At 50.5% G+C, this 22,638-nt stretch carries 22 protein-coding genes; 8 read left to right on the top strand and 14 right to left on the bottom strand.

Features of this window, described 5'->3' with window-relative positions:
- Positions 1 to 14 precede the first annotated feature (14 nt).
- Together OIM03_02705 and OIM03_02700 are read left to right on the top strand one after the other, a co-directional pair.
- A complete protein-coding gene (locus tag OIM03_02705) occupies positions 15 to 1,412 on the top strand; it encodes an IS3 family transposase (GenBank protein ID HJI73185.1) in 1,398 nt (465 codons plus the stop codon).
- Positions 1,412 to 1,594, top strand: coding sequence for an IS3 family transposase (locus OIM03_02700; protein HJI73184.1), 183 nt, complete (start codon positions 1,412 to 1,414; stop codon positions 1,592 to 1,594). Before OIM03_02705 ends, OIM03_02700 begins: the two co-directional genes overlap by 1 nt.
- Positions 1,595 to 2,039: 445 nt before the next feature.
- Here the strand turns inward: OIM03_02700 and bioB (OIM03_02695) are convergent, their stop codons facing one another.
- The 11 genes from bioB (OIM03_02695) to OIM03_02645 all read right to left on the bottom strand — a co-directional run bounded on the left by bioB (OIM03_02695) (position 2,040) and on the right by OIM03_02645 (position 12,840).
- Positions 2,040 to 3,023 (bottom strand): biotin synthase BioB, encoded by a 984-nt coding sequence (gene bioB / locus OIM03_02695; GenBank protein ID HJI73183.1) that lies wholly within the window; start codon positions 3,021 to 3,023, stop codon positions 2,040 to 2,042.
- Positions 3,024 to 3,092: 69 nt separating this feature from the next.
- Positions 3,093 to 4,094, bottom strand: a complete 1,002-nt coding sequence (bioB, locus tag OIM03_02690; GenBank protein HJI73182.1) for a biotin synthase BioB — start codon at positions 4,092 to 4,094, stop codon at positions 3,093 to 3,095.
- A 121-nt stretch (positions 4,095 to 4,215) separates the two neighbouring features.
- Complete coding sequence (gene bioB, locus OIM03_02685) at positions 4,216 to 5,214, bottom strand: biotin synthase BioB (protein HJI73181.1); 999 nt, start codon at positions 5,212 to 5,214, stop codon at positions 4,216 to 4,218.
- 470 nt (positions 5,215 to 5,684) lie between these two features.
- On the bottom strand, positions 5,685 to 6,110 hold the full coding sequence (locus OIM03_02680; protein ID HJI73180.1) for an Hsp20/alpha crystallin family protein: 426 nt from the start codon (positions 6,108 to 6,110) through the stop codon (positions 5,685 to 5,687).
- Between the two features lie 358 nt (positions 6,111 to 6,468).
- Positions 6,469 to 7,386: a zinc ABC transporter substrate-binding protein gene (locus OIM03_02675; protein ID HJI73179.1), complete on the bottom strand. Its 918-nt coding sequence runs from the start codon at positions 7,384 to 7,386 to the stop codon at positions 6,469 to 6,471.
- Between the two features lie 93 nt (positions 7,387 to 7,479).
- The gene (locus tag OIM03_02670; protein HJI73178.1) at positions 7,480 to 8,271 is read right to left on the bottom strand and encodes a metal ABC transporter permease; all 792 of its coding nucleotides are present in this window, start codon (positions 8,269 to 8,271) and stop codon (positions 7,480 to 7,482) included.
- A complete protein-coding gene (locus tag OIM03_02665) occupies positions 8,264 to 8,926 on the bottom strand; it encodes a metal ABC transporter ATP-binding protein (protein ID HJI73177.1) in 663 nt (220 codons plus the stop codon). Before OIM03_02665 ends, OIM03_02670 begins: the two co-directional genes overlap by 8 nt.
- Positions 8,927 to 8,988: 62 nt before the next feature.
- A complete protein-coding gene (gene larC, locus OIM03_02660) occupies positions 8,989 to 10,743 on the bottom strand; it encodes a nickel pincer cofactor biosynthesis protein LarC (GenBank protein ID HJI73176.1) in 1,755 nt (584 codons plus the stop codon).
- A complete protein-coding gene (gene larB / locus OIM03_02655; GenBank protein HJI73175.1) occupies positions 10,736 to 11,506 on the bottom strand; it encodes a nickel pincer cofactor biosynthesis protein LarB in 771 nt (256 codons plus the stop codon). The genes larC and larB overlap by 8 nt, the downstream gene beginning before the upstream one ends.
- 15 nt (positions 11,507 to 11,521) lie before the next feature.
- On the bottom strand, positions 11,522 to 12,352 hold the full coding sequence (larE, locus tag OIM03_02650) for an ATP-dependent sacrificial sulfur transferase LarE (GenBank protein ID HJI73174.1): 831 nt from the start codon (positions 12,350 to 12,352) through the stop codon (positions 11,522 to 11,524).
- Positions 12,353 to 12,573: 221 nt separating this feature from the next.
- A complete protein-coding gene (locus OIM03_02645) occupies positions 12,574 to 12,840 on the bottom strand; it encodes a FeoB-associated Cys-rich membrane protein (protein HJI73173.1) in 267 nt (88 codons plus the stop codon).
- Positions 12,841 to 13,120: 280 nt separating this feature from the next.
- Here OIM03_02645 and lpxC point away from each other — a divergent pair, with 280 nt between their 5' ends.
- From lpxC to OIM03_02620, 5 genes are all read left to right on the top strand, one after another.
- Positions 13,121 to 13,960 carry a UDP-3-O-acyl-N-acetylglucosamine deacetylase gene (gene lpxC / locus OIM03_02640; GenBank protein HJI73172.1) on the top strand — a complete coding sequence of 280 codons (840 nt, stop codon included), beginning with the start codon at positions 13,121 to 13,123 and terminating at the stop codon, positions 13,958 to 13,960.
- Positions 13,961 to 14,007: 47 nt separating this feature from the next.
- Positions 14,008 to 14,475, top strand: a complete 468-nt coding sequence (gene fabZ / locus OIM03_02635) for a 3-hydroxyacyl-ACP dehydratase FabZ (protein HJI73171.1) — start codon at positions 14,008 to 14,010, stop codon at positions 14,473 to 14,475.
- A 139-nt stretch (positions 14,476 to 14,614) separates the two neighbouring features.
- Positions 14,615 to 15,427 (top strand): acyl-ACP--UDP-N-acetylglucosamine O-acyltransferase, encoded by an 813-nt coding sequence (gene lpxA / locus OIM03_02630; GenBank protein HJI73170.1) that lies wholly within the window; start codon positions 14,615 to 14,617, stop codon positions 15,425 to 15,427.
- A gap of 256 nt (positions 15,428 to 15,683) precedes the next feature.
- Entirely contained in the window at positions 15,684 to 16,496 is an 813-nt protein-coding gene (gene lpxA, locus OIM03_02625; GenBank protein ID HJI73169.1) for an acyl-ACP--UDP-N-acetylglucosamine O-acyltransferase, read from the top strand.
- Between the two features lie 142 nt (positions 16,497 to 16,638).
- Positions 16,639 to 16,962 (top strand): hypothetical protein, encoded by a 324-nt coding sequence (locus OIM03_02620; GenBank protein ID HJI73168.1) that lies wholly within the window; start codon positions 16,639 to 16,641, stop codon positions 16,960 to 16,962.
- 53 nt (positions 16,963 to 17,015) lie between these two features.
- On the opposite strand, the gene OIM03_02615 is transcribed toward OIM03_02620, so the two are convergent.
- The 3 genes from OIM03_02615 to OIM03_02605 form a co-directional block, all read right to left on the bottom strand.
- Positions 17,016 to 17,501: a DUF805 domain-containing protein gene (locus OIM03_02615; protein ID HJI73167.1), complete on the bottom strand. Its 486-nt coding sequence runs from the start codon at positions 17,499 to 17,501 to the stop codon at positions 17,016 to 17,018.
- Positions 17,502 to 17,924: 423 nt separating this feature from the next.
- Positions 17,925 to 19,496, bottom strand: a complete 1,572-nt coding sequence (locus OIM03_02610; protein ID HJI73166.1) for an IS3 family transposase — start codon at positions 19,494 to 19,496, stop codon at positions 17,925 to 17,927.
- A 278-nt stretch (positions 19,497 to 19,774) separates the two neighbouring features.
- The gene (locus OIM03_02605; GenBank protein HJI73165.1) at positions 19,775 to 21,202 is read right to left on the bottom strand and encodes an MFS transporter; all 1,428 of its coding nucleotides are present in this window, start codon (positions 21,200 to 21,202) and stop codon (positions 19,775 to 19,777) included.
- A 395-nt stretch (positions 21,203 to 21,597) separates the two neighbouring features.
- On the opposite strand from OIM03_02605, the gene OIM03_02600 reads away from it, so the two are divergent.
- On the top strand, positions 21,598 to 22,596 hold the full coding sequence (locus OIM03_02600; protein HJI73164.1) for an ABC transporter substrate-binding protein: 999 nt from the start codon (positions 21,598 to 21,600) through the stop codon (positions 22,594 to 22,596).
- The last annotated feature ends 42 nt before the right edge of the window (positions 22,597 to 22,638 follow it).

Here is a 22,638-nt window from a genome sequence, read left to right as displayed (position 1 = left end):
CGTCCCCGGAGGAAATGTTAGACCAGATTGCTTCATATCTCTATCAGGGTGTTACGATTACCCAGGCAGCTGAAAATCTTCATATGAGCCGCATAACATTCAGGAAATGGGTCCTCCGGTATAAAGAGGAGGGCTTTAAGGGATTGCGGCCCAGGCAGCATTTGTCTTACTACTCCAATCAGATGAAGATCCAGGCCGTAAAGGAATATCTTAAAGGCGGTGTTTCCATGCTTTCCGTCTGTGCCAAATACAGAATTTCCGGCACACTCTCCCTTAAAACATGGATTGAGGCGTATAATGAGCATAAGTTGACAGACCTCGTTTCTGAAGGAGGAGATCTTATGGGCAAACGCCAGCAATCGGTCAAGGAAGAGCGAGTCAGAATCGTTCAGGAGTGCATCGCCAGTGGATGCGATTATAACAAGATAGCCAAGAAGTACAACATGTCCTACCAAACGCTCTACACATGGGTAAAAAAGTTCAAGGAAATGGGCGAAGTTGGTCTTGAGGATTACAGAGGAAAGCCGATCAGGCTCCAAACGCCCCGGACCGAAGAAGAACAGCTGCGTCAGGAGAATGCCAGACTTCTTGAAGAACAGAAGGATCTTATAGCAGAGATTGCCCTGCTAAAAAAAAAAGATGGAGATAGAGGAAAGGTTGCGTTCCTCGAAGGATTCAGCCTTACTCACCTTCTCAGAGATTTTAAAGCCATAAAAGAAGTCCATGAAGAAACCAACATCTCCATAGAAAGTCTCTGCCGACTCTCAAAGGTCTCCCGGGCAGCTTATTACGGATGGCTGAATCATATTAAGAGCGGCCGTGAACTGCTGAGAGAAAAGGTCGCACAGGAGGTCATGAAAACCCATCAGGAATATCCGGATATGGGATACCGCCGGATTAACGATTGGATCAAGAAGGATGACAACATCAATATAAATGTAAGCGACAGTCTGGTTCTTCGTATCATGCGGATACTTAATATTAAGTCCGTGATCAAGTACAAGACCGATGGTTGCACTCGTAACGCAAAGGATCCAAAGTACATTTTTGAAAACCTGCTGAACCGTGACTTTGATGCCGGCGTGTCCAATGCAAGATGGATGACGGATGTCACTGAATTCAAGTACACAACTGCTGATGGAGTTTTGCACAAGTTATATTTAAGCGCGATTATTGACGGCCATGATCGCCGGATTGTCTCTTATGTCATCGGCGACAGGAACAATACTGCACTGGCTTTTGAGACAATGGAAAAGGCACTTAAAGAGAATCCTGGAGAACATCCAATGATTCATACCGACCGCGGATTCCAGTATACAAGCAACGGATTCCATAAGATTGTTGAAAAAGCAGGACTGGTTCACAGCATGTCCCGTGTAGGCTGCTGTGCAGACAACGGTCTGATGGTCTGATGGAAGGGTTCTGGGGAATGCTGAAGCGCGAACGTTACTACACACGTAAATTCACCAGCCGTAAAGCAGTGGTAAGCATGATCAACGGCTACATCTACTTCTACAACAACAAACGCATTCAGCGCAAATTACATCTTTTAGCTCCAATGGAAGTATTCAACGCAGCTCCAATGGCTGCATGATTAAGATTAAAGTACGATTAGATTTTTTATGATATTTATTTGTCTGTATTAACAAATCCGCACCAGTATCGAATGAGTATCTTACGGTTTTCATTTACAGTTCGTAAAAAATGATAGTGATAATAGCAGTATTAAATGATGGCGAAAGGTTTTAACCTGCCCGTCGGGGAAGGATCCAGCCTATATTTATACTGATGCTGGAGAAAGGGGTGCAGTTCCTTCGAGCGAAGCGAGGTTGTGTGGTTTTGCACTTGACCTTGCTCGGGAAGAGAAGGTGCCCGACCTAAATTTCTGATGTCGGGCGGATGAGTTGCATTTCCTTCGAGCGCAGCTCGGTTGTATGGTGTTCAGCCGCAGGCTGGTCGTCCGGTTTTCAATGGTTTTAATTGTTCCCTCCCTACTAAAAAAGAACGCACGAAATGCTGTGCGTTCTTTTTTTCCCATTTTAGAGGACGCGGCCCAGGTCGCGTGCCATTTGTTTGTCCTTTTCCGGGGGACGGCCGGCGATGGTGAGGTAGCCTCCTATCATGGCGCCGTTGAGGCCGGCGGCGAGTGCGAAGGACTGCATGTCGCGGAGGCCTCCTTCTCTTCCTGCGCATACGCGGATAATGGCGTGGGGCAGGATGAAGCGGTAGACGGCGAAGTAGCGGAGGATTTCAAGCGGCTGCGGCGGCTTGGTTTCTCCCATCGGGGTGCCCGGGATCGGGTTGAAGATGTTTAAGGGGACGGAGCGGATGCCTCTTTCCTTCAGGGCGAAGGCCATGTCGAGGCGGTCTTTTTCCGTTTCTCCCAGGCCGAAGATGCCTCCGGAGCAGACGTCGAGGCCTGCGTCCTGGATGCGGCGGATGTGGTTCATTTTCTCGTCATAGGTATGCGTGGTGCATATTTCGGGGAAATAATCTCTCGACGTTTCCAGGTTGCAGTGGATTCTTTCGCAGCCTGCTTCCTTGAGTCTCTTCAGCTGTTCGTCGGTAAGGAGACCCAGTGAGCAGCAGACGGAAAGTCCGGTGTGCTGTGTCACGAGGCGTACTGTTTCGACGATGGATTCGAATTGTTTGGGATCGGTCTGGCCTCTCCCGCTGGTGACGATGCCGAATCGTTCGGCGCCATAGGCTTCTGCCTGACGGGCTTCCTTGAGAAGTTCTTCAGGACGGCGGAGCGGATACTCCTTGACGCCTGTGTTGTACCAGCCTGACTGCGCGCAGAAGCGGCAGTTTTCGCTGCAGCGTCCGCTTCTTGCGTTGACGTCGCTGCAGAAGTGCATCTCATCTCCGCAGAAGGTGCGGCGGATGCGGTCGGCGGATGCGATGAGGAAATAGGGTTCGCGCTTCCCGCAGTCGAGAAGTTTCTCCGCCATTTCCCTTGTTATTTCTCCGCCTTCCAGGACTTTGTCCATATACTCGGTAATGAGCGCTATATCCTGATTCATTGTCCCTCCCATTGGTTCTTCCCGGTATGATCAAGGAAAAAGGCACGCCCTGCGGCATGCCTCTTCCACTTACTGTACGTTCGGCATGGTTCTTGTACGGCCGAGGTCGCGCAGCATGGTGAGATCATCATGCGGGTCGGAGCCCTTGCTGGTGAGGTAGTTGCCGATCATGACGCCATTCATTCCGCCTGCCAGAGCCATGGACTGCAGGCTTCTGAGGTTCAGCTGGCGGCCGCCTGCTGTACGGATCTGTGCTTTTGGAAGCACGAAGCGGAACATAGCGAATGAACGGAGGATTTCCAATGGAGCCAGAGGCTCGTTGTGTTCATAAGGGGTTCCCGGAATCGGGTTCAGCACGTTGAGCGGAATCGCATCAATGTGCAGTTTCTTCAGATGGAAAGCCATCTCGACTCTCTGGTCGAGGGTTTCGCCCAGACCGAGGATGCCGCCGCAGCAGACGCGGATGCCGGCTTTCTGAGCGCGCTGGATGTTCTCAGCTTTTTCCTCGGCGGTATGTGTGGTGCAGACTTCCTGGAAGAAGGAAGGTGCAGATTCAATGTTGCAGTGAAGACGGTTTACGCCGGCTTCTTTGAGCTGGTATGCCTGTTCCTGTGTGAGGAAACCAAGCGAGCAGCAGACTTCGATGCCGATTTCCGTGCGGATACGGCGGATGAGATGCAGAATTTCTGCGAAGTCTTTCGGATTTCTCTGATCACGGCCTGCGGTAACGATATCGAAGCGGGCAGCGCCTGCTTCTTTCGCTTTCTGGGCTGCTTTCATGACTTCTTCTTCCGGCAGGAAGGTGTAGTTGTCTATGCCTGTGTCGTAACGGGCAGACTGGGCGCAGAACTTGCAGTCTTCCTGGCAGCGTCCGCTTCTTGCATTGACGATAGCGCAGAGGTCGACGCTTCTGCCGGAGAATTTCTGACGGATCTTATCAGCGCATGCCAGAAGAAGCATGGTGTCTTCGTCTGTCGTACGAATCAGTGCTTTTGCTTCTTCTTCGGTGATTTCTCCGCCGTCCAGAATTCTGTCTGTAATTTTTAAAATCTGTTCACAACCGCTTTCCATGAATGACCACTCCTTAAATGAATACATCCTGTTGTATAGTAACAGGGTCTCTCCTTGGTGAAACCTTACGCGTCAGATGCGTAATTCTGACCCCTCGGAAATCGGGAAATTTCCTTGAGGCTTAAAGCTGTGGCTGGGTTCTGCTTCTTCCCAGATCGTTGACCATGGTCAGGTCTTCTCTCGGATTTCTGCCGCCGGTGGTCAAATAGCCGCCGACCATGATGCCGTTCAGGCCGCCCGAGAGAGCATGTGCCTGGAGGCTGCGAAGGTTGACTTCACGTCCGCCTGCTGTGCGAATGAGCGCTTTTGGAAGTACGAAGCGGAATACCGCAAAGGTACGGAGCACTTCCAGCGGAGCCAGACGTTCGTTCGTGTAGAACGGTGTCCCTTCGACAGGGTTGAGGATATTCAACGGAACAGAGTCGATGTGGAGCTTTTTCAGATGGAATGCCATTTCCACACGCTGGTCGAGGTCTTCGCCCAGTCCGATGATGCCGCCCGAGCATACGCGGATGCCTGCCTTCTGCGCTGTCTGGATGATGTCTTCCTTATCTTCCATCGTGTGCGTGGTGCAGATTTCCGGGAAATAGGACGGTGATGTTTCGATGTTGCAGTGGATTCTTGTGATGCCTGCTTCGCGAAGACGGATGGCCTGTTCCTCAGTGATGAGACCCAGGGAGCAGCAGACTTCAATGCCCACCTGATCGTGAATCTTCTTCACGACATCGATGATTTCCTCGAATTCATTCGGATTATCCTGATTTCTTCCGCTCGTTACCAGAGAGAAACGGACAGCGCCCGCATCCTTGGCTTTCTTGGCAGCGGCCAGAATCTGGTCCTCCGGCAAAAGACGGTAAGTCGTAGCTCCCGTCCTGTAATGACCGGACTGCGCGCAGAATTTGCAGTCCTCCTGGCAGTGTCCGCTGCGCGCATTGATGATGGCGCAGAAGTCAACAGCATTGCCGTTGTACTTCTGACGGATCTTATCTGCCATAGCCAGAAGCAGCATGGTATCTTCATCCTTTGTACGGATCAGACGGCCTGCTTCTTCTCTAGTGATCTCTCCCCCGTCCAACACTTTGTTGGCCAGGCGGATGATTTCCTCACAAGAGCTTTCCATATGTAATTCCTCCCGAATAAAAAAATGGTTTCCCAGGTATTGGAGATTAACCTGTAAAATGACCGCAGGAATCTGCACTGTCACTTTATGAAATAGTATATTCTATAAACGGTTTATTTGTCAATTTCAGTATTTACTTTAGTTCACAATAGGTTAACAAAGTAGACATTTAATCACGCGTCCGGAATACGCTGTGAAACCTTCGGTTTTATCGGAGAAAATGGGACATATCGCCACAAAAATAAGGGCTCTTCTGACGCGTGATGCATTGTCAAAAGGGCCCTTGATCGTCTACTAAGGAAATATGTATAAGTTGTCATATAAGATTTATATAACTTCAGGCGCTGCCTTGAGCGCTGCTGTTTTTTTCTGGACGCGAAAAAGTCCCGGCAAGGATTTTCGTCCTTGCCGGGACCTCCTCAGGAGTATATGCATCCGGCGGGAGAATCATCTCCCATGCGGCTCACCGGTCAGTCGATCTGAATTTTATGGGACGGTTCGATTTCAGGTTTCCCGGATTTCGGGAGCTCTACTTTCAAAACGCCATCCTTCAGGCTGGCTTTGATGCCCTCTTCCTTGACGCCACTCACGGCGAACTGACGCTGGAAACCGGCGGAGCTGCGTTCGCGGCGGATAAACTTACGATCTGCGTCTTTCGTTTCCTTCGTGTCTTCTCTCTTTGCGGACAGGGACAGGATACCGTTTTCGTAAGTGACCTGAATCTCATCTTTCGTGTAGCCCGGCATGTCACAGGTTACTTCATAGTGATCTTTCAGATCTTCAATATCCGCTTTTGGAACGGAAACATAATCTTTGTAAATGGTCGGAACATCATCAAAGAAATGATCCAGGACCGTATCACCAAACAAACCATCAAATGGAATCAAGCTTCTCATAATAATGACCTCTTTCCTTTTGCGCTTGCATTTGCGTTGTCAAACTTTTAGGATTCCCAGGGCCTCTTTCCTTACCCCTTTCCTCCTGACAACTATAGTATAGCACTTTTAGCACTTAAGTCAAGAGAGTGCTAAAAAACTTTTGACTTTTATTTTTCAATTTTTGAAAATCCGCATATTTACGTAATATTCGCGTTCTAAACTTATTGATTTTTTGACTTTTATCTTGCCAAAGTTAGCTATAAAGCACCATTCATTTTTCTTTTGAAAAGGAGAAATAGTATCAAAAAAATAAAAGGAGCCATGGAGATGACTTCTCATTTCCATGGCTCCTTTTTCAATTCTCAAATCAATCAAATCAGTTCAGCGCAAGTCCTTTGTCGATTTTTTCCAGGTTTTCTTTCATGGTCTTGACATAGTTTGCGTCTTGTTCGCCGCTTTCTATGGTGTCAAGGGTTTCGACTTTGGCGCCGGCTTCTTTGGAGATGGTCTCGGTCAGGGCCGGGCTGATCATGTCTTCGGTGAAGATGGTCTTGACGTTGTGCTTCTTGCAGAAGTCGATGAGGTCTGCGAGTTTGGCCGGGGACGGTTCGCCGGATGCGAATGCGTCTTCGACGCTGGCCTGGGTGAGGCCGAAGTCACGGCAGAGGTAGCCGAAGGCTGCATGGCCTGCGACGAGTTCTTTGCTGTGGCCGGTGGAGAGTTTCTTTTTGTACTCTTCGGTCATAGCCGTGAGGTCTTTGTCGAGCTTCTCATAGTTCTTTTCGAAGTATTCCTTGTTTTCAGGAGAAGCGGCAGCAAGGGCATCTGCGATGTTCTTTGCTTCTTTTCTTGCTTCTTCCGGTCCGAGCCAGACGTGCGGATCGAAGTCGCCGTGTTCCTTGATTTCATCCTCATCCGTCAGGCGGATGGGGTCGATTCCCTTGGATGCAACGACAGCGACGGGGCCGTCTTTCATGCTCTTGAGCATCTCAGGCGCCCAGCGTTCCATGCCCATTCCGTTGTAGATGAAAACTTTGGAATCTTTGACGCGCATCATGTCGGATGCTTTTGGTTCAAATTCGTGGGGTTCTGTGCCGTCCGGTATGACGACAGTGATAGCTACGCGGTCTCCCCCGATGGCCTGCGTGAGCTCTTTCATGGCTTCAAAGGATACGGTGACGGGAACTTTCCCTGCCGGGGCGGATGCCGCCGGTTTCTCTTCCTTGCCACAGCCTGCTGTAATGATGAGGCAAGCTGCCGCGCCTGCTAAAGCCAATTTTTTCCACAATTTCATGATAGAAATACTCCTTTTTCTTCTAATGGCGGCCGGGCCGCCGGATCCGAGTACCGGAGACGCATTTCCTTCCTCCCAGGAAATACGGACTCATCAGCGCAGGACTTTTTTTGCCAGGATCGTCACAAGGAGCAGTCCGGCTGCAAAGAGCGCTGTGACGCCGCCCGGTGCGGCGCCTATGTAATAGGATGCGAAGAAGCCCCCCAGTATGGACAGGAAACTGTACACCATCGCGGCGAGGAAGGTTGCGCGGAAACCTTTCCCCAGCTGCAGCGCCGAGGCCACCGGAAGCGTGATCATCGAGGTAATGACTAATATCCCGACAGATCGGATGGAAACGGAGATGACAGCCGCCACAAGGAAGGCGAAGACATAATTCAGTACTTTGACGTGCGCGCCGGCAACGCGCGCTGCTTCTTCATCGTAGGTGATGTAGAGAAGCTGGTGGTAGTTCAGGATGACCGTCAGGACGGCGGCAAGGCTCAGGAGCCCTGTGATCGCCATGTCCTCATTGCTGACCGTCAGCATCGAGCCGAAGAGGTAGGCATCGGCATTAGCATGGAGACGCCCGGAGCTGATCAGCGTGATAGCGATACTCACGGAGACGGAGAGGACAACGGACAGGATGAGATCGGTATATTTCTTGAAATACTGCCGGAGAAATTCGATCATCATCCCCGCAAAAGCGGTGAAGACGAAGGAAACGAGGACGGGACTCTCCCGGAAGAGAAGCCCGAGCGTGACACCCGCCAGAGACGAGTGCGCCAGGGTATCCCCGATCATCGAGTACCGTTTCAGCACCAGGAAAAGCCCGATGCATGGGCAGAGAACGGCGATGCAGATGGAAATGATGAGCGCATTCTGCATGAAGGTATAACTAAACATGGCCGCCCTCCTTTTCTATGTATTCTTCTATATAATGGCGGACACTGCAGAGGTGGCCGTGTCCGTGTTCGACGTGGTAGAGGCGGTCGGAGACTTTGCCGGCCTCTGCGAGGTTGTGCTCGACGGCAAGGATGGTGACGCCCTTGTCCTTATGGAGGGTATCGAGTTCCTTGTAGATGTCTCGCTGGCTGGTCAGGTCGACGCCGGTCGACGGTTCATCGAGGATGAGGAGATCAGGACTTCCCATGAGCGCCCTGGCAATCAGCACCTTCTGATGCTGGCCGCCCGAGAGGCTTCCCATGAGCTGTTTCTTGTACCCTTCCATGCCTGTCACGGAAAGGACCTGACCCACGTCGATTTTTTTCAAATGCAGCAGTTTCCCGTAGGAATGGATGACTTCTTCCACGGTGATGGGAAAGGAAGCATCCGAGGCGGACCGCTGCGGCACGTAGCCAATGCGGCGGGCGCGGCGCGTGACCGTCCCGGAGACCGGCTTCAGGAAGCCCAGTATGATTTTCAGAAGGGTGCTCTTGCCGCTCCCATTATTTCCTACGATGGAAATATACTCTCCGCCCGCCAGATGGAAATCGACATCCTCCAGCAGCCAGGGAGCGCTCCCTGTGTAGGAAAAATATAAATTCTCAATGGTCAGCATGATGGATCCCTCCGGACCTGCAATGAAAAGGGCGGCTTTCAATCACGCCGCTCTTTTTTTAATCAATCAAATTGTTCTGCCGCTTTGCGGACAGCTTCAAATACTTCAGTGAAAGGCAGTTTGTTTTCTTCTGCCAGCGCTTTCACGGATTCATATTCCGGATAGTTGCGGACGGTATCGGAAAATGTGACCTGCTTGACGCGGGCCGGTCCGAAAGGTGTTGCCACTTCCCTTTCTTCGCGCTTCAGGATGACGCGCATGACGCTTGGGAATTCGCGGACGCCGATGGTCGTCGTTTCACGGAAAATGACAGCTTCGACAGCTTCACGGAGTTCCTTTTTGCAGATGACGGTCAGTTCCCATGCTGGACGGTTCTTCTTCATGAATACCGGTGCGTAGTGGACGTCGAGAGCCCCTGCCTGCATCAGTTTTTCAAGGGTGTAGCCCAGGACTTCGCCCGAGCAGTCGTCGATGTCTGTTTCAATCTTCAGGACTTCGTCTCTTTCTCCTTCTCCCTGGTCGTCAGAAATGAGGAGTGCGCGGAGAATGCCGGCTCTTTCGGTGTAAGCACGTTTGCCTGCACCAAGGCCGATGCATTCGATGCGGAAAAGGGACGGAAGCGTGTGGGATGTAGCCAGTGCGCATGCGATCGCAGCACCGGTCGGGGTGACGAATTCCCCTTTGACATCCATGATTTCAAGCGGCATGCCGCAGGCGGTCACGATGTTCAGCGTTGCCGGCACCGGTACGGGCAGGCGGCCATGCTGGCAGCGGACAGTGCCTGTGCCTTCGGAAAGCTTTGGCACGATGACTTCGGAAATGCCAAGGCTGTCGAAGCACACCGCAGCGGAAATGATATCCACGATGGAATCGACAGCGCCGACTTCGTGGAAGTGAACCTCATCGATCGGAAGGTTGTGTGCTTTCGCTTCTGCTTCCGCAATGAGCATGAAAATTTTCTTTGCGATTTCACGGGCATGATCCGTCATGGAAGCGCCGTCAATGACCGCCATGACATCCGCCAGATTGCGGTGTTCATGATGGTGGTGATGGCCATGAACGTGGTCATGATCATGATGATGGCCCTCTTCACCATGGAAGTGCGGGCAGTGATGCTCTTCTTCATCATGATGGTGGTGATGATGGTGGCCTTCCTCACCATGGAAGTGAGGGCAGTGATGCTCTTCTTCGTCATGATGATGATGGTGATGATGGCCCTCCTCGCCATAGAAGTGCGGGCAATGATGCTCTTCTTCATCATGATGATGATGGTGTTCTTCACCGTCTTCATGGCAGTGGCAGTGGTGCTCACCTTCCTCGTCATGATGGTGATGATGTTCTTCACCCTCTTCATGGCAGTGGCAGTGATGTTCTCCTTCCTCGTCATGATGGTGATGGTGGCCTTCCTCGCCCTCTTCGTGGCAATGGCAATGATGTTCACCTTCTTCATCATGGTGGTGATGATGATGGTGGCCTTCTTCACCGTCTTCATGGCAGTGGCAGTGGTGCTCACCTTCTTCGTCGTGATGGTGGTGGTGTTCTTCCGGGACATCGGAAGAAACGACCGGATCAGGGCCGTAGAGGTATGCCATGTCATGGTCGTGGTTTTCATGTTCTGCATCGAGGATGACATTGAAGTCGCAGCAGTCGATGCCGGATTTCTGTACGCGGGAGATTTCTGTCTTGAAGCCCTTCACCGGAAGGGAAGCGAGAGCTGCTTCCAGTGCTTCCTGGTCAGCGCCCAAATCAAGCATGGCAGCAACGAACATATCTCCGCTGATGCCGGAACCGGTTTCCAGATATAATTTTTTACTCACTGATTTTTCCCCTTTCTGCAAGCCTGTTGATTTGGGTCGCCACGTAGCCGGCGCCAAATCCATTATCAATATTGACTGTGACGATGCCGTTCGCGCAGGAATTAATCATCGTCAGAAGCGCCGAAAGGCCGTGGAAGCTGGCGCCATAGCCGACCGATGTCGGAACGGCGATGACGGGATTCTTCACGAGGCCTCCGATGACAGAAGCAAGTGCCCCTTCCATCCCGGCTACGGCGACGACGCAGTTCGCGCTCCTGACCAAGGTTTCCTTGGAAAGTATCCTGTGGATACCGCTCACGCCCACGTCGTAAATGCGTTCGACATGCGTGCCGAAGTATTCAGCCGTCTGGGCCGCTTCTTCGGCGACGGAAATATCCGCCGTGCCGCCTGTGCAGACAGCGACGCATCCGATGCGTTCCTTTCCTTCTTTTTCCTTCTTCAGGATATGGGAGACGGGGTCATAGGAAATATCCGGGATCCTCTCTTTCACGAGTTCATACTGGTGGGAAGAGGCGCGCGTCCCGAAGACTTCCCCGTCCAGCTCATAGAGCTTCTGGAAAATGTCTGCTATGAACTTGTCGGACTTTCCCTGGCAGTATACGACCTCGGCAAAGCCGGACCTTTCTCTTCTGTCCGTGTCGAGCTTTGCATATCCCATTTCCTCATACGAACGCGAAGCAGGGTTGGCGCGGAGCAGTTCTTCGGCCGCTGCCGTATCCATTGTCCCCTTCTTCACTTCTTCGAGTATTTCCCTGACATCCATCGTCTCACCGCTTTCTTACATTTCCAACTGATCCTTGTCGAGTACTTCATCCATGCTTCCCATACGGTAGCCCAGAAGATCCATCGTCACATACGTGAAGCCGATCGCTTTGAATACGCGGGAGACTTCATCGTGCAGCTTGAAGAGCTTGAAGAGTTCTCCCGGGAGCACTTCGATGCGCGCCAGATTTCCTTCATGCACGCGGACGCGGAGCTGCGTGAAGCCTTTGGAGAAAAGGAAATTCTCCGCTGCTTCGACCATCGCAAGCTTCTTGGCTGTGATGCCTTCGTTGTAGACGAAACGTGTCGCCATGCAGGCAAAGGACGGCTTGCTCCATGTGGCAAGGCCGGCTTCTTTGGAAAGTGCGCGGATGTCTGCCTTGTAAAGCCCGGCATGACGGAGCGGGCTCTTGATGCCGAGTTCGGAAAGAGCCGTGAGGCCTGGCCTGTACTGCGATGCATCGTTCATATTTGTCCCGTCGATGACGTAAGCGAAGCCTTCTTCTTTGGCAATCTGCTGCAGCGTGCTGAAAAGGAAGTGCTTGCAGAGATAGCAGCGGTTCGTCGGATTTTCAGCGAAGCCTTCGATGGCGAACTGGTCCATCTTGATGACCTTCTGGCGGATGCCTTCCTTCGTGCAGTATTCCATCGCGTCAGCCACTTCCCTTTCAGGAACGGATGCGAGATTCATCGTGACAGCCATGGCTTTGTCGCCGAGGACTTTATGAGCTTCATGCATAAGGTATGTGGAATCCACGCCGCCGGAGAACGCCAGCATGACGCTGCCGAGCTCCTTGAGGTATGCCTCCAGATTGTCTTGTTTCTTCTGTAATTCCTTAGTAAGCATAAGATTTCTCCATTCTTTTTTGAAAAAGACCGTAAGACTTCAGGCGCATGGCCGGAAGGAAAGAGAGCGGCTTTGTAACGCGGGGATTTCCCGTACTTTTTATTATAACATTTCATAGAATAGAGAAAATGGATAAAGGTGGTATAAGATTCTATAAAGGGATAAAAGCAGTATAAGAATCTATAAGGTATAAAAAAGGCGGCCCTCCGGCCGCCCGAAAACTATTTCCCTTCCATCATCTTGCGGATTCGTTCCCTGCGTCTTCTTGCCGCTTCTTCATCGACGATGATATGATGTCCTGCCGATGTCACGACTTCCATAGGCTTTTCAGGAACAACTTCCTTGCCGTAAGTGCCGTAATCGAAATCACCGCCAAGTGCGCAGCTCGCGCAGTCAGCGCCTCTTGCACCGCGCCACATGCGGTACAGGCAGTATCCGAACCAGCCTGCAATGACAGCGATGATGAGTCCTACCAATATATTATTCATAAGATCCCCTCCCCTGGTCTCTTTTTCAACAGATAACAAAAACGAATGAATGAAAACTCTTCTCAATTTGATTATAGCACGAAAGGCAACTTGGTCAAACGCGAAACGATTGCAGTTTCCTCAAAATTTCATGCGTGCCTTACTTCGAAATTCATCTATATCAAAACGGGCAAACTCCCGTCTCTGTCTAATTTCTACGCCCTTTTAACTTGTACTGAAATACAAAACAAGGTATAATGAAATAATTGTAAAACGGAATTTAATGTAAAGGGAGCAAATTGTGAAAAGAAATCAGCACACCATCGGGAAAGATGTCACGTACAAGGGCCTGGGGCTCCACTCCGGCATGCCTGTCACCATGACCATGCATCCCGCCGCTCCGGGGACAGGAATCATTTTCAAGCGAAGCGACCTGCCCGGAGGACCGGAAGTGCCGGCACAGTCCCGGTACATCACCAATACGCTGCGCGCAACGACACTGGAAAAAGGCGAAGCCAAGGTCTTCACCGTCGAACATGTCCTCTCCGCGCTCTATGCACTCCAGATCGACAACTGCGTGATCGAAATGGATTCGCCTGAACCGCCCGTAGGCGACGGCTCCGCAAAGACATTCTGCGACATGGTCGAGGAAGCAGGCATTGAAACTCAGGATGAGATGATCACGATCCTGACGCTTGATACAAGCGCTGCTGTCTATGAAGACAACAAATTCATCACAGCCCTTCCCTATGACGGGCTCCGCATCACATTCACCTCGATCAATCCGCATCCTCTTCTGGGAACACAGATGAGAGACGTCGTGATTGACCACGACTCCTATATGAAAGAAATCGCGCCGGCAAGAACGATCGGATTTACATGGGAACTCGAAGCCATGAGAAAGATGGGCCTTGGCAAAGGCGGCACATTGGAAAACGCCGTCGTTTACTCCGAGACCGAATGCCTCTCGCAGCTGCGCTTCCCCGACGAACTTGTCCGTCATAAAATACTCGACATCCTGGGAGACATTTCCCTCGTCGGCCCGCTTCATGCGCACATCATCGCCGTCCTCGGCAGCCATAAGCTGAACGCCGAACTATCTGAGAAACTTCAGGCTTTGAAAAAAGACCTCAAGGAATAAAGGAATAAATCCGTACGCACCACCCACATTTCAAGGAGGAAATTATTATGGAAGAAACACAGGAAAAGTTACATCTGAACGTTGAAGAAATCATGGAAATCCTGCCGCACCGCTATCCGATGCTTCTCGTCGACAAGATCACGGAAATGGTACCGATGGACTATGCCATCGGACAGAAATCCGTCACCATGAATGAACCGTTCTTCCAGGGCCACTTCCCGGGCCGTCCGATCATGCCGGGCGCCCTCATCTGCGAAGCTATGGCTCAGGTAGGCGGCGTTGCCCTTCAGTATCCGGAAGAAAACAGAGGACTTATCCCCATGTTCACAGGCATGGAACGCGTCCACTTCCGTTCCCCGGTCGTACCGGGAGACGTTCTCGTCACCAAAGCTGTCATTGAAAAGATCAAAGGCCGCATGGGCAAAGTCCACTGCGAAGGCACCGTAGACGGCGTCCGCAAAGCAGATGCTGACTTCATCTTCTACCTGATGGATCCGGAAAAATCCAAGAAATAAGACTCAACAATAAGCAAGACCGTCCAGGCCGCTTCCCCGCAGCAGGAAACAGCCGATTTCAAAATCATGGACAATCATTCAGGGACCCGCCCGGCTCCGCTGCCCGGCCGCCCGTAAAACAAAGGGGAAATATAAGAACATGGAATTAAAAGTGATCAAACCGATAGATCCGGCGATTCATCCGACTGCCATTATCGATCCTACCGCTATCATTCATAAAAACGTCACCGTCGGACCCTACGTAGTCATCGGTCCGAGATGCGAAATCGGAGAAGGCACCATCATTGAATCCCACGCCGTCATCGCAGAAAACGTCCGCATGGGCAAGAAGAACCACATCTTCCCGCACGCCGTCATCGGCGAAGCTCCGCAGGACCTCAAGTATGCAGGCGAGTACAGCACCGTCGTCATCGGAGATGAAAACGACATCCACGAATTCGCCACCATCCACCGTGCGACCGGCGAAAACTGCGAAACCCGCATCGGTTCTCACAACATGCTTCAGGCATATACCCACGTAGCCCACAACAGCAACTTCGGCGACCACATCGTCGTATCCAGCTTCTCCGGCGTTGCCGGCCACGTCACCGTCGAAGACCATGCCGTCATCGGCGCCATGAGCGGCGTCCACCAGTTCGTCAAGATCGGTGCTTTTGCCATGATCGGCGGCATGTCCAAGATCGTTCAGGACGTATGCCCTTTCGTCATCGCTGACGGCAACCCGGCCAGAGTCGTAGGACTCAACGCAGTCGGCATTGCCAGAAACAAGATCCCGGCCGAATCCAAGAGCGCGCTCAAAAAAGCATACCGCCTCATTTTCCGCTCGGGCTTGAAGCTCAACGATGCCATCCAGGAAATGGAACAGGAACTCCCGTCCACTCCGGAAATCGAACATCTTCTCCGGTTCCTCAGGAACTGTGACCGCGGCCTCTGCCGTACAAGAGACAGATAATACAGAAACCTCCCGTCGTCCCCTTTCGACCGGGAGGTTTTTTCGTGCCCAAAATACCCGCCATTTCCGCCCCGGCATTGACCTTCAAAAACTGACCGTCTCGAATTCGTAAAATTTTTCACGATTCCATATCGCATTGATTATGATATGATGAGAATTTATCACAATTGCAGAATTATTTGACAAACGGGTCTATAATATAGGAAAGTGTCCGACAGTCAATTTTTAACGTTACTTATGAAATGGGGAATGGATCATGGAACTCAAAGCTATCAGACCACTAGAGCCGGACATTCATCCGACGGCCATCATCGACCCGACGGCGATCCTGCATCACAACGTGAAAATCGGACCGTACGCCGTCATTGGCCCTGGGTGTGAAATCGGAGAAGGCAGCATCATCGAATCCCATGCCGTCATTGCGGAAAACGTGCGCATGGGCAAAAACAATCACATCTTCCCGCACGCCGTCATCGGAGAAGCGCCGCAGGACCTGAAATTCAAAGGTGAATACAGCACCGTCGTCATCGGGAACGAAAATGAAATCAGAGAATTCGCCACCATCCACCGCGCGACCGGCGAAAACTGCGAGACCCGCATCGGTTCTCACAATATGCTTCAGGCATACACCCACGTAGCCCACAACAGCTGCTTCGGCGATTACATCGTCGTATCCAGCTTCTCAGGCGTAGCCGGCCACGTCACCGTCGAAGACCACGCCGTCATCGGTGCCATGAGCGGTGTCCACCAGTTCGTCAAAGTAGGAGCCCTCGCCATGGTAGGCGGCATGTCCAAGATCGTCCAGGACGTATGCCCCTTCGTCATCGCCGACGGCAACCCCGCCAGAGTCGTAGGACTGAACAGCGTAGGCATCGCAAGAAATAATATTTCCGCCGACGTCAAGAGCGCCCTCAAGAAAGCCTACCGTCTCCTCTTCCGCTCGGGATTGAAACTCAACGAAGCCATAGAAGAAATGGAACAGGAACTCCCCTCCACCCCGGAAATCGAGCACCTGCTCTACTTCCTGAGAAACTGTGACAGAGGCCTCTGCCGTACAAGAGACAGATAAAAGGTAAATGATCGTAGTAAGAAAGCCCCGCCTGAAAAAGCGGGGTTTTTGATTGGAGAATATAGCATCCCTCCCCTTTCCCGTCTATAATAGAGACAGAATCGAAGATTTCTCTATTTCCTCCAGGAAAGGAGCCGGCAAAATGTCAAAGATATCAGATGAATACGACGCACTTATCGAAGAACGAAAACATACCTACATTATGGATTTCCGCGAACCCGTCATTATGAAAATGATCAAGCTCATGACCGAAGACATGCCGAAAGCCATTGATTTCCTGGATCATGAATGCACGGGAGATCAATTCGCATGGCTGAGTGAGATTTTTGAAGAAATTGCGGAAGCCTCACAGAGCCATGAATTTATCGCTGCCCTTCGGCGTGCCGCTAAACGTTATCCCGAAGAAACAAAACAATTCAATATCATTTCCTTCATCGATGATGCAGAAACATACATCACCGACTAATCACTAAAAAAGAGGGCTGCAGAAATGAGCAATCATTCTGCAGCCCTCTTTTATTACATCTTATCTTCTTCATGAACCGGATCTTCCGGCACTGGCACCGGCTCATCCTCCCCCGCCAGCGGATCGGGACCGTACTCATTGGGCCCTATCGTCCCGCGCTTGAACAATAAAATCAAACAGTATGCAAGAAGCATCACCATGCTTAGAATCGCACCTATCTCCCGCAGCACAAGGATAAGCAAAGGAGTAATGATATAGACTGCGGCAGCCCACCATCCCGAATACCCCAGATCATGGAGCCTCCGCACCACAACCGTAAGAGAAAAAATCAGGCCTATGACAGCAACAATCCCGGACAAGACGACATAAGTCGTCATCGATGGCGCATTCAGCGGAAACGAAAAAGGAAGCGGCAGGAACAGCAGCTCTATGATGGTAGAAATCACCCCCGACAGAACACTGCATGCCACCATCCACACAAAGGACTTCCAGCGATTCATTCTTCCATGAATTGAAAACAAGCGCTTTAAAGTTTCCATAGCGTCCCCCGCTTCCTGCTCCCCCGAGCATAACAATATTGTATATTCCTGATTTTAATATACAGCAAAAATAATTTTTAGCCAATGATCAAATATGGACGAATCGTGAAATTTGTCATCGCATGGCTGTCCCCGTTAGGGGAAAGTGGCGCGCATGCGCCGAAAGGGGTTCATTTTCAAAAGGGTCGGATAGTGTTGATTTCCAACGGACGAAGTCCGGTTGTCTGGTTTTATGTGCTGTTCTTACACTTTTCTCCACTAAAAAAGGAGCTGTGCCAAAATCCGTTAAAACACTGCTTCTTTTTTTCTCGAGCGAAGCGAGGTTTAAGGGTGTTAACCTTGCTCCGAAAGGAGAAGGTGGTGCGGATTTGTTAATACAGACAAATAAATATCATAAAAAATCTAATCGTACTTTAATCTTAATCATGCAGCCATTGGAGCTGCGTTGAATACTTCCATTGGAGCTAAAAGATGTAATTTGCGCTGAATGCGTTTGTTGTTGTAGAAGTAGATGTAGCCGTTGATCATGCTTACCACTGCTTTACGGCTGGTGAATTTACGTGTGTAGTAACGTTCGCGCTTCAGCATTCCCCAGAACCCTTCCATCAGACCGTTGTCTGCACAGCAGCCTACACGGGACATGCTGTGAACCAGTCCTGCTTTTTCAACAATCTTATGGAATCCGTTGCTTGTATACTGGAATCCGCGGTCGGTATGAATCATTGGATGTTCTCCAGGATTCTCTTTAAGTGCCTTTTCCATTGTCTCAAAAGCCAGTGCAGTATTGTTCCTGTCGCCGATGACATAAGAGACAATCCGGCGATCATGGCCGTCAATAATCGCGCTTAAATATAACTTGTGCAAAACTCCATCAGCAGTTGTGTACTTGAATTCAGTGACATCCGTCATCCATCTTGCATTGGACACGCCGGCATCAAAGTCACGGTTCAGCAGGTTTTCAAAAATGTACTTTGGATCCTTTGCGTTACGAGTGCAACCATCGGTCTTGTACTTGATCACGGACTTAATATTAAGTATCCGCATGATACGAAGAACCAGACTGTCGCTTACATTTATATTGATGTTGTCATCCTTCTTGATCCAATCGTTAATCCGGCGGTATCCCATATCCGGATATTCCTGATGGGTTTTCATGACCTCCTGTGCGACCTTTTCTCTCAGCAGTTCACGGCCGCTCTTAATATGATTCAGCCATCCGTAATAAGCTGCCCGGGAGACCTTTGAGAGTCGGCAGAGACTTTCTATGGAGATGTTGGTTTCTTCATGGACTTCTTTTATGGCTTTAAAATCTCTGAGAAGGTGAGTAAGGCTGAATCCTTCGAGGAACGCAACCTTTCCTCTATCTCCATCTTTTTTTTTTAGCAGGGCAATCTCTGCTATAAGATCCTTCTGTTCTTCAAGAAGTCTGGCATTCTCCTGACGCAGCTGTTCTTCTTCGGTCCGGGGCGTTTGGAGCCTGATCGGCTTTCCTCTGTAATCCTCAAGACCAACTTCGCCCATTTCCTTGAACTTTTTTACCCATGTGTAGAGCGTTTGGTAGGACATGTTGTACTTCTTGGCTATCTTGTTATAATCGCATCCACTGGCGATGCACTCCTGAACGATTCTGACTCGCTCTTCCTTGACCGATTGCTGGCGTTTGCCCATAAGATCTCCTCCTTCAGAAACGAGGTCTGTCAACTTATGCTCATTATACGCCTCAATCCATGTTTTAAGGGAGAGTGTGCCGGAAATTCTGTATTTGGCACAGACGGAAAGCATGGAAACACCGCCTTTAAGATATTCCTTTACGGCCTGGATCTTCATCTGATTGGAGTAGTAAGACAAATGCTGCCTGGGCCGCAATCCCTTAAAGCCCTCCTCTTTATACCGGAGGACCCATTTCCTGAATGTTATGCGGCTCATATGAAGATTTTCAGCTGCCTGGGTAATCGTAACACCCTGATAGAGATATGAAGCAATCTGGTCTAACATTTCCTCCGGGGACGCTTTGGTTTTACATGGCATAAGAATGACCTCCTAATATATTTATGATATTATTCTGTCTTTCTTGTTGAATCATACCAAAGGTCCGGTCGGAGACCGGGAATACAGTAGTTTTCGAGCGTAGCGTCCTTTGTGGTTTTCAGACAGAACCAATAAATACATTTGTTAGATAATCCTTTAATGGAATATTCCAATAGAAAAAGAGGCTGTGGCAAAATGATTAACCATTTTGTCACAGCCCCAGCTCCTTTGATTTACTATGGATTTTACTGGTTATACGATTCTGATACTGCCATTTCTGTTTCTTCCATTTCGTCTTCTGTTCTTCCGATGCCTCTTGGAATCAGGGTGACGATGGCGAGGATGGCGAGGAGTCCGAAGGCGACGTTGACGAGGATGCCGGCGGTAGCTGCGGCGGCGAGGTTGGTGCTTTCGGCGAAGGCTCCGTAAACGGCGGCGGAGATGGCTACGCCGAAGGCGCCTCCCAGGGAGCTTGCCATCTTATAGACGCCGGCTGCCTGGCCGACTTTGTCGGACGGTGCATTGGAGACGGAGGTGTCGGTGGACGGGGTCGCGTAGATGCCGAGGCCAAATCCGAAGAGGCAGAAGCCTACGAATACGACGACGGTATAGGTGAGGTCCGGGAGGAATGTCAGTCCCATCATGGCGATGCCGGCTGTCGTGATGGAGGCGCCCCACTGCATCGGTTTTCTGGCACCGACTCTCTGGAGGATCTTTTCTCCGACGCGGATCATGGCAAGGACGGCGACAAGGTAGCCGAGGGAGAGCATGCCGGACTGGAAGGCGGTGAAACCGCGGCCTACCTGCGCATAGGTATTGGCGACGATCAGCGTGCCTGCAACGGCATTCAGGAGGAAGTTCGACGCAGCGGCGCCGGCATAGGGCTTGCTCCTGAAAAGTTTGAAATCGAGGAGTGCGTTGTGTTTATTTCTTTCCACTTTCACGAATGCGGCAAAGCCGATCAGGATGGTGGCAAGAAGGCCGAGTGTCCTTCCGCTCGTCCAGCCAAAGGCAGCGCCGAAGTTGATGAATATATTCAGTGCGACCATGGTCACGATGAAGATGGAGAGGCCTGCAAAGTCGAAATGGAAGGGTTCGTCAGAATCTCTTTTGCTTTCCGGCGTCGCCCAGAGGAGTATCATGCCAAGGACGGCGAAGATGATGGAAAAGACAAAGATGCCGCGCCAGCCGAAGCTGGATGCAATGGCACCGCCCGCAAACGATGCGATGCCGCCGCCTCCCCAGGAGCCGATGGACCAGAAGCTCAGGGCTCTCTGACGGGCTTTTCCTTCGAAATAGGCATTCATGAGAGCAATGGTCGAAGGCATGATGCATGCGGCCGACAGGCCCTGGATAATGCGGCCTGCGATGAGGAGCACTGCGCCCTGCGAAAGGACGAGACAGGACGAGCCGATGATACTCAGGACAAATCCCAGGTAAGCAATCTTCTTCCTTCCGATCTTATCCGCCAGACCTCCGGCGGCCACGATGAAGAGCCCCGAGAAAAGAGCCGTCAGGCTGACCGCAATATTCAGCGTATCCAGCGGAATCCCAAGATCCGCCTGCACAGCAGGTCCGACATTCACGATGGCCTGTGCGAAAAGCCAGAACATAATCACGCCAAAAACAATCCCGGCGATCATCCGGTCTGTCCCTTTATACCCCATTTTCATACTTTCGACATTCCTCCTTCTCAGACAGATTTCCAGAAGATCCGCTGAGCTTTGACCATAAGAAATCCCGAAAGAAGATTCCCGCATCCTCTTTCAGTTGTCTAAGGCATCCCGCCTTAGAGCGCATACGTCTATTATATGAAAAAAAAGAGCCAATCACAAATTTGATTTGACAAAAACGCATGATTGGCATGGAACGATGTGGGAATTAGAAGGATTTAAAATAACTCACTCCTTATGATTCGCCTTTTTGATAATAATTCTCTTTTGTTAATCTTTACCTTAAAGTTCAAATATTATATAATTAGAAAAGTATTTGATATTTATAACATAAAAATTGGAATTTTATAACAATCCAATGACTAGACCGACATTATTTCCAATGAGGAGGGAATATGGGTTATTCTAAACACGTAAGAATCGCAGCACTAGCCATGGCAGTCACCGCCTGTCTGGCATTTTCAGGATGCGGCGGGGAAAAGAATGGGGCTGCCAGCTCCATCTCCAGTTCCAGTGTCTCATGGACAGAGACTCTGGACGGCAAAAAGGAAACGATGAGAGTCACCTCCGTACCAAAACATGCGGTTTCCATGTCCCAGGCGACGACAGAGATGCTTCTTACCCTGGGTGTCGAAAACGATATGGCCGGCACTGCTTTCAAGGAAGAAGAAATCTACAAACCTTTGCAGGCAGCATACGATAAAGTACCGGTTCTCTCCAATAAATGGCCGTCCTATGAACAGTTAATGGCTGTCAAACCGGATTTCGTGACCGGATGGGAAGTCCCCTTCACAAAGAGAGGCATCCCTGCTGAAAAGATTATTTCCCAGGGTATCCCGATTTACGTTCCCCAGTCTATGCAGTCCACAAACGCAACACTGGACATGAATTTCGAGGATATGCATATGTATGGCGAAATTTTTGGTGTAGAAGACCGTGCCAACGCATGGATCGATTCCCAGAAAAAGAAACTGTCCGAAGTACAGGCCAAGCTCAAAGATCTGCCAAAGGTCAAAGTCTTTGTTTACGACTCTGAAGACGGCGATCCGTTCACCGTATTTGAAGGCTATACCACCAACGTGCTGGAACTGGTCGGCGCAGAAAATGTCATGAGCGGCCAAGGTGTCGACAAGACATGGGCTAAGACGAGCTGGGAAAATGTAGTCAAGGCAAATCCGGATTACTTCATCATCGTTGATTATGGCAACAGCATCCGCAATACGGACGACTTTGATCAGAAGGTAGAAAAGATCAAAGCAAATCCGATCCTGCAGAATGTGAACGCTGTCAAGGAAAATCATTTCGTCCGCGTGAAGCTCTCCGAAATCACGCCTGGTGTCAGGACTGTCGATGCATTGACCCGCATTGCATCAGAAATCCACAATACGAAATAGAAGAACCCTCCCAATCAAAAAGGCTGTGACATGACGTCCACA

It is taken from the genome of Veillonellaceae bacterium (assembly GCA_025992895.1).
Classification (GTDB): Bacteria; Bacillota; Negativicutes; order Veillonellales; family Dialisteraceae; genus Dialister.
This window is presented reverse-complemented; position numbering and strand designations above follow the sequence as displayed.

What these genes read in the sequence shown, in the direction of transcription:
- OIM03_02705 (HJI73185.1), top strand. Translation starts at nt 15, where the DNA reads ATGTTAGACCAGATTGCTTCATATCTCTATCAGGGTGTTACGATTACC.
- OIM03_02700 (HJI73184.1), top strand. Translation starts at nt 1,412, where the DNA reads ATGGAAGGGTTCTGGGGAATGCTGAAGCGCGAACGTTACTACACACGT.
- bioB (HJI73183.1), bottom strand. Translation starts at nt 3,023, where the DNA reads ATGAATCAGGATATAGCGCTCATTACCGAGTATATGGACAAAGTCCTG.
- bioB (HJI73182.1), bottom strand. Translation starts at nt 4,094, where the DNA reads ATGGAAAGCGGTTGTGAACAGATTTTAAAAATTACAGACAGAATTCTG.
- bioB (HJI73181.1), bottom strand. Translation starts at nt 5,214, where the DNA reads ATGGAAAGCTCTTGTGAGGAAATCATCCGCCTGGCCAACAAAGTGTTG.
- OIM03_02680 (HJI73180.1), bottom strand. Translation starts at nt 6,110, where the DNA reads ATGAGAAGCTTGATTCCATTTGATGGTTTGTTTGGTGATACGGTCCTG.
- OIM03_02675 (HJI73179.1), bottom strand. Translation starts at nt 7,386, where the DNA reads ATGAAATTGTGGAAAAAATTGGCTTTAGCAGGCGCGGCAGCTTGCCTC.
- OIM03_02670 (HJI73178.1), bottom strand. Translation starts at nt 8,271, where the DNA reads ATGTTTAGTTATACCTTCATGCAGAATGCGCTCATCATTTCCATCTGC.
- OIM03_02665 (HJI73177.1), bottom strand. Translation starts at nt 8,926, where the DNA reads ATGCTGACCATTGAGAATTTATATTTTTCCTACACAGGGAGCGCTCCC.
- larB (HJI73175.1), bottom strand. Translation starts at nt 11,506, where the DNA reads ATGGATGTCAGGGAAATACTCGAAGAAGTGAAGAAGGGGACAATGGAT.
- larE (HJI73174.1), bottom strand. Translation starts at nt 12,352, where the DNA reads ATGCTTACTAAGGAATTACAGAAGAAACAAGACAATCTGGAGGCATAC.
- OIM03_02645 (HJI73173.1), bottom strand. Translation starts at nt 12,840, where the DNA reads ATGAATAATATATTGGTAGGACTCATCATCGCTGTCATTGCAGGCTGG.
- fabZ (HJI73171.1), top strand. Translation starts at nt 14,008, where the DNA reads ATGGAAGAAACACAGGAAAAGTTACATCTGAACGTTGAAGAAATCATG.
- lpxA (HJI73170.1), top strand. Translation starts at nt 14,615, where the DNA reads ATGGAATTAAAAGTGATCAAACCGATAGATCCGGCGATTCATCCGACT.
- lpxA (HJI73169.1), top strand. Translation starts at nt 15,684, where the DNA reads ATGGAACTCAAAGCTATCAGACCACTAGAGCCGGACATTCATCCGACG.
- OIM03_02620 (HJI73168.1), top strand. Translation starts at nt 16,639, where the DNA reads ATGTCAAAGATATCAGATGAATACGACGCACTTATCGAAGAACGAAAA.
- OIM03_02615 (HJI73167.1), bottom strand. Translation starts at nt 17,501, where the DNA reads ATGGAAACTTTAAAGCGCTTGTTTTCAATTCATGGAAGAATGAATCGC.
- OIM03_02610 (HJI73166.1), bottom strand. Translation starts at nt 19,496, where the DNA reads ATGTTAGACCAGATTGCTTCATATCTCTATCAGGGTGTTACGATTACC.
- OIM03_02605 (HJI73165.1), bottom strand. Translation starts at nt 21,202, where the DNA reads ATGAAAATGGGGTATAAAGGGACAGACCGGATGATCGCCGGGATTGTT.
- OIM03_02600 (HJI73164.1), top strand. Translation starts at nt 21,598, where the DNA reads ATGGGTTATTCTAAACACGTAAGAATCGCAGCACTAGCCATGGCAGTC.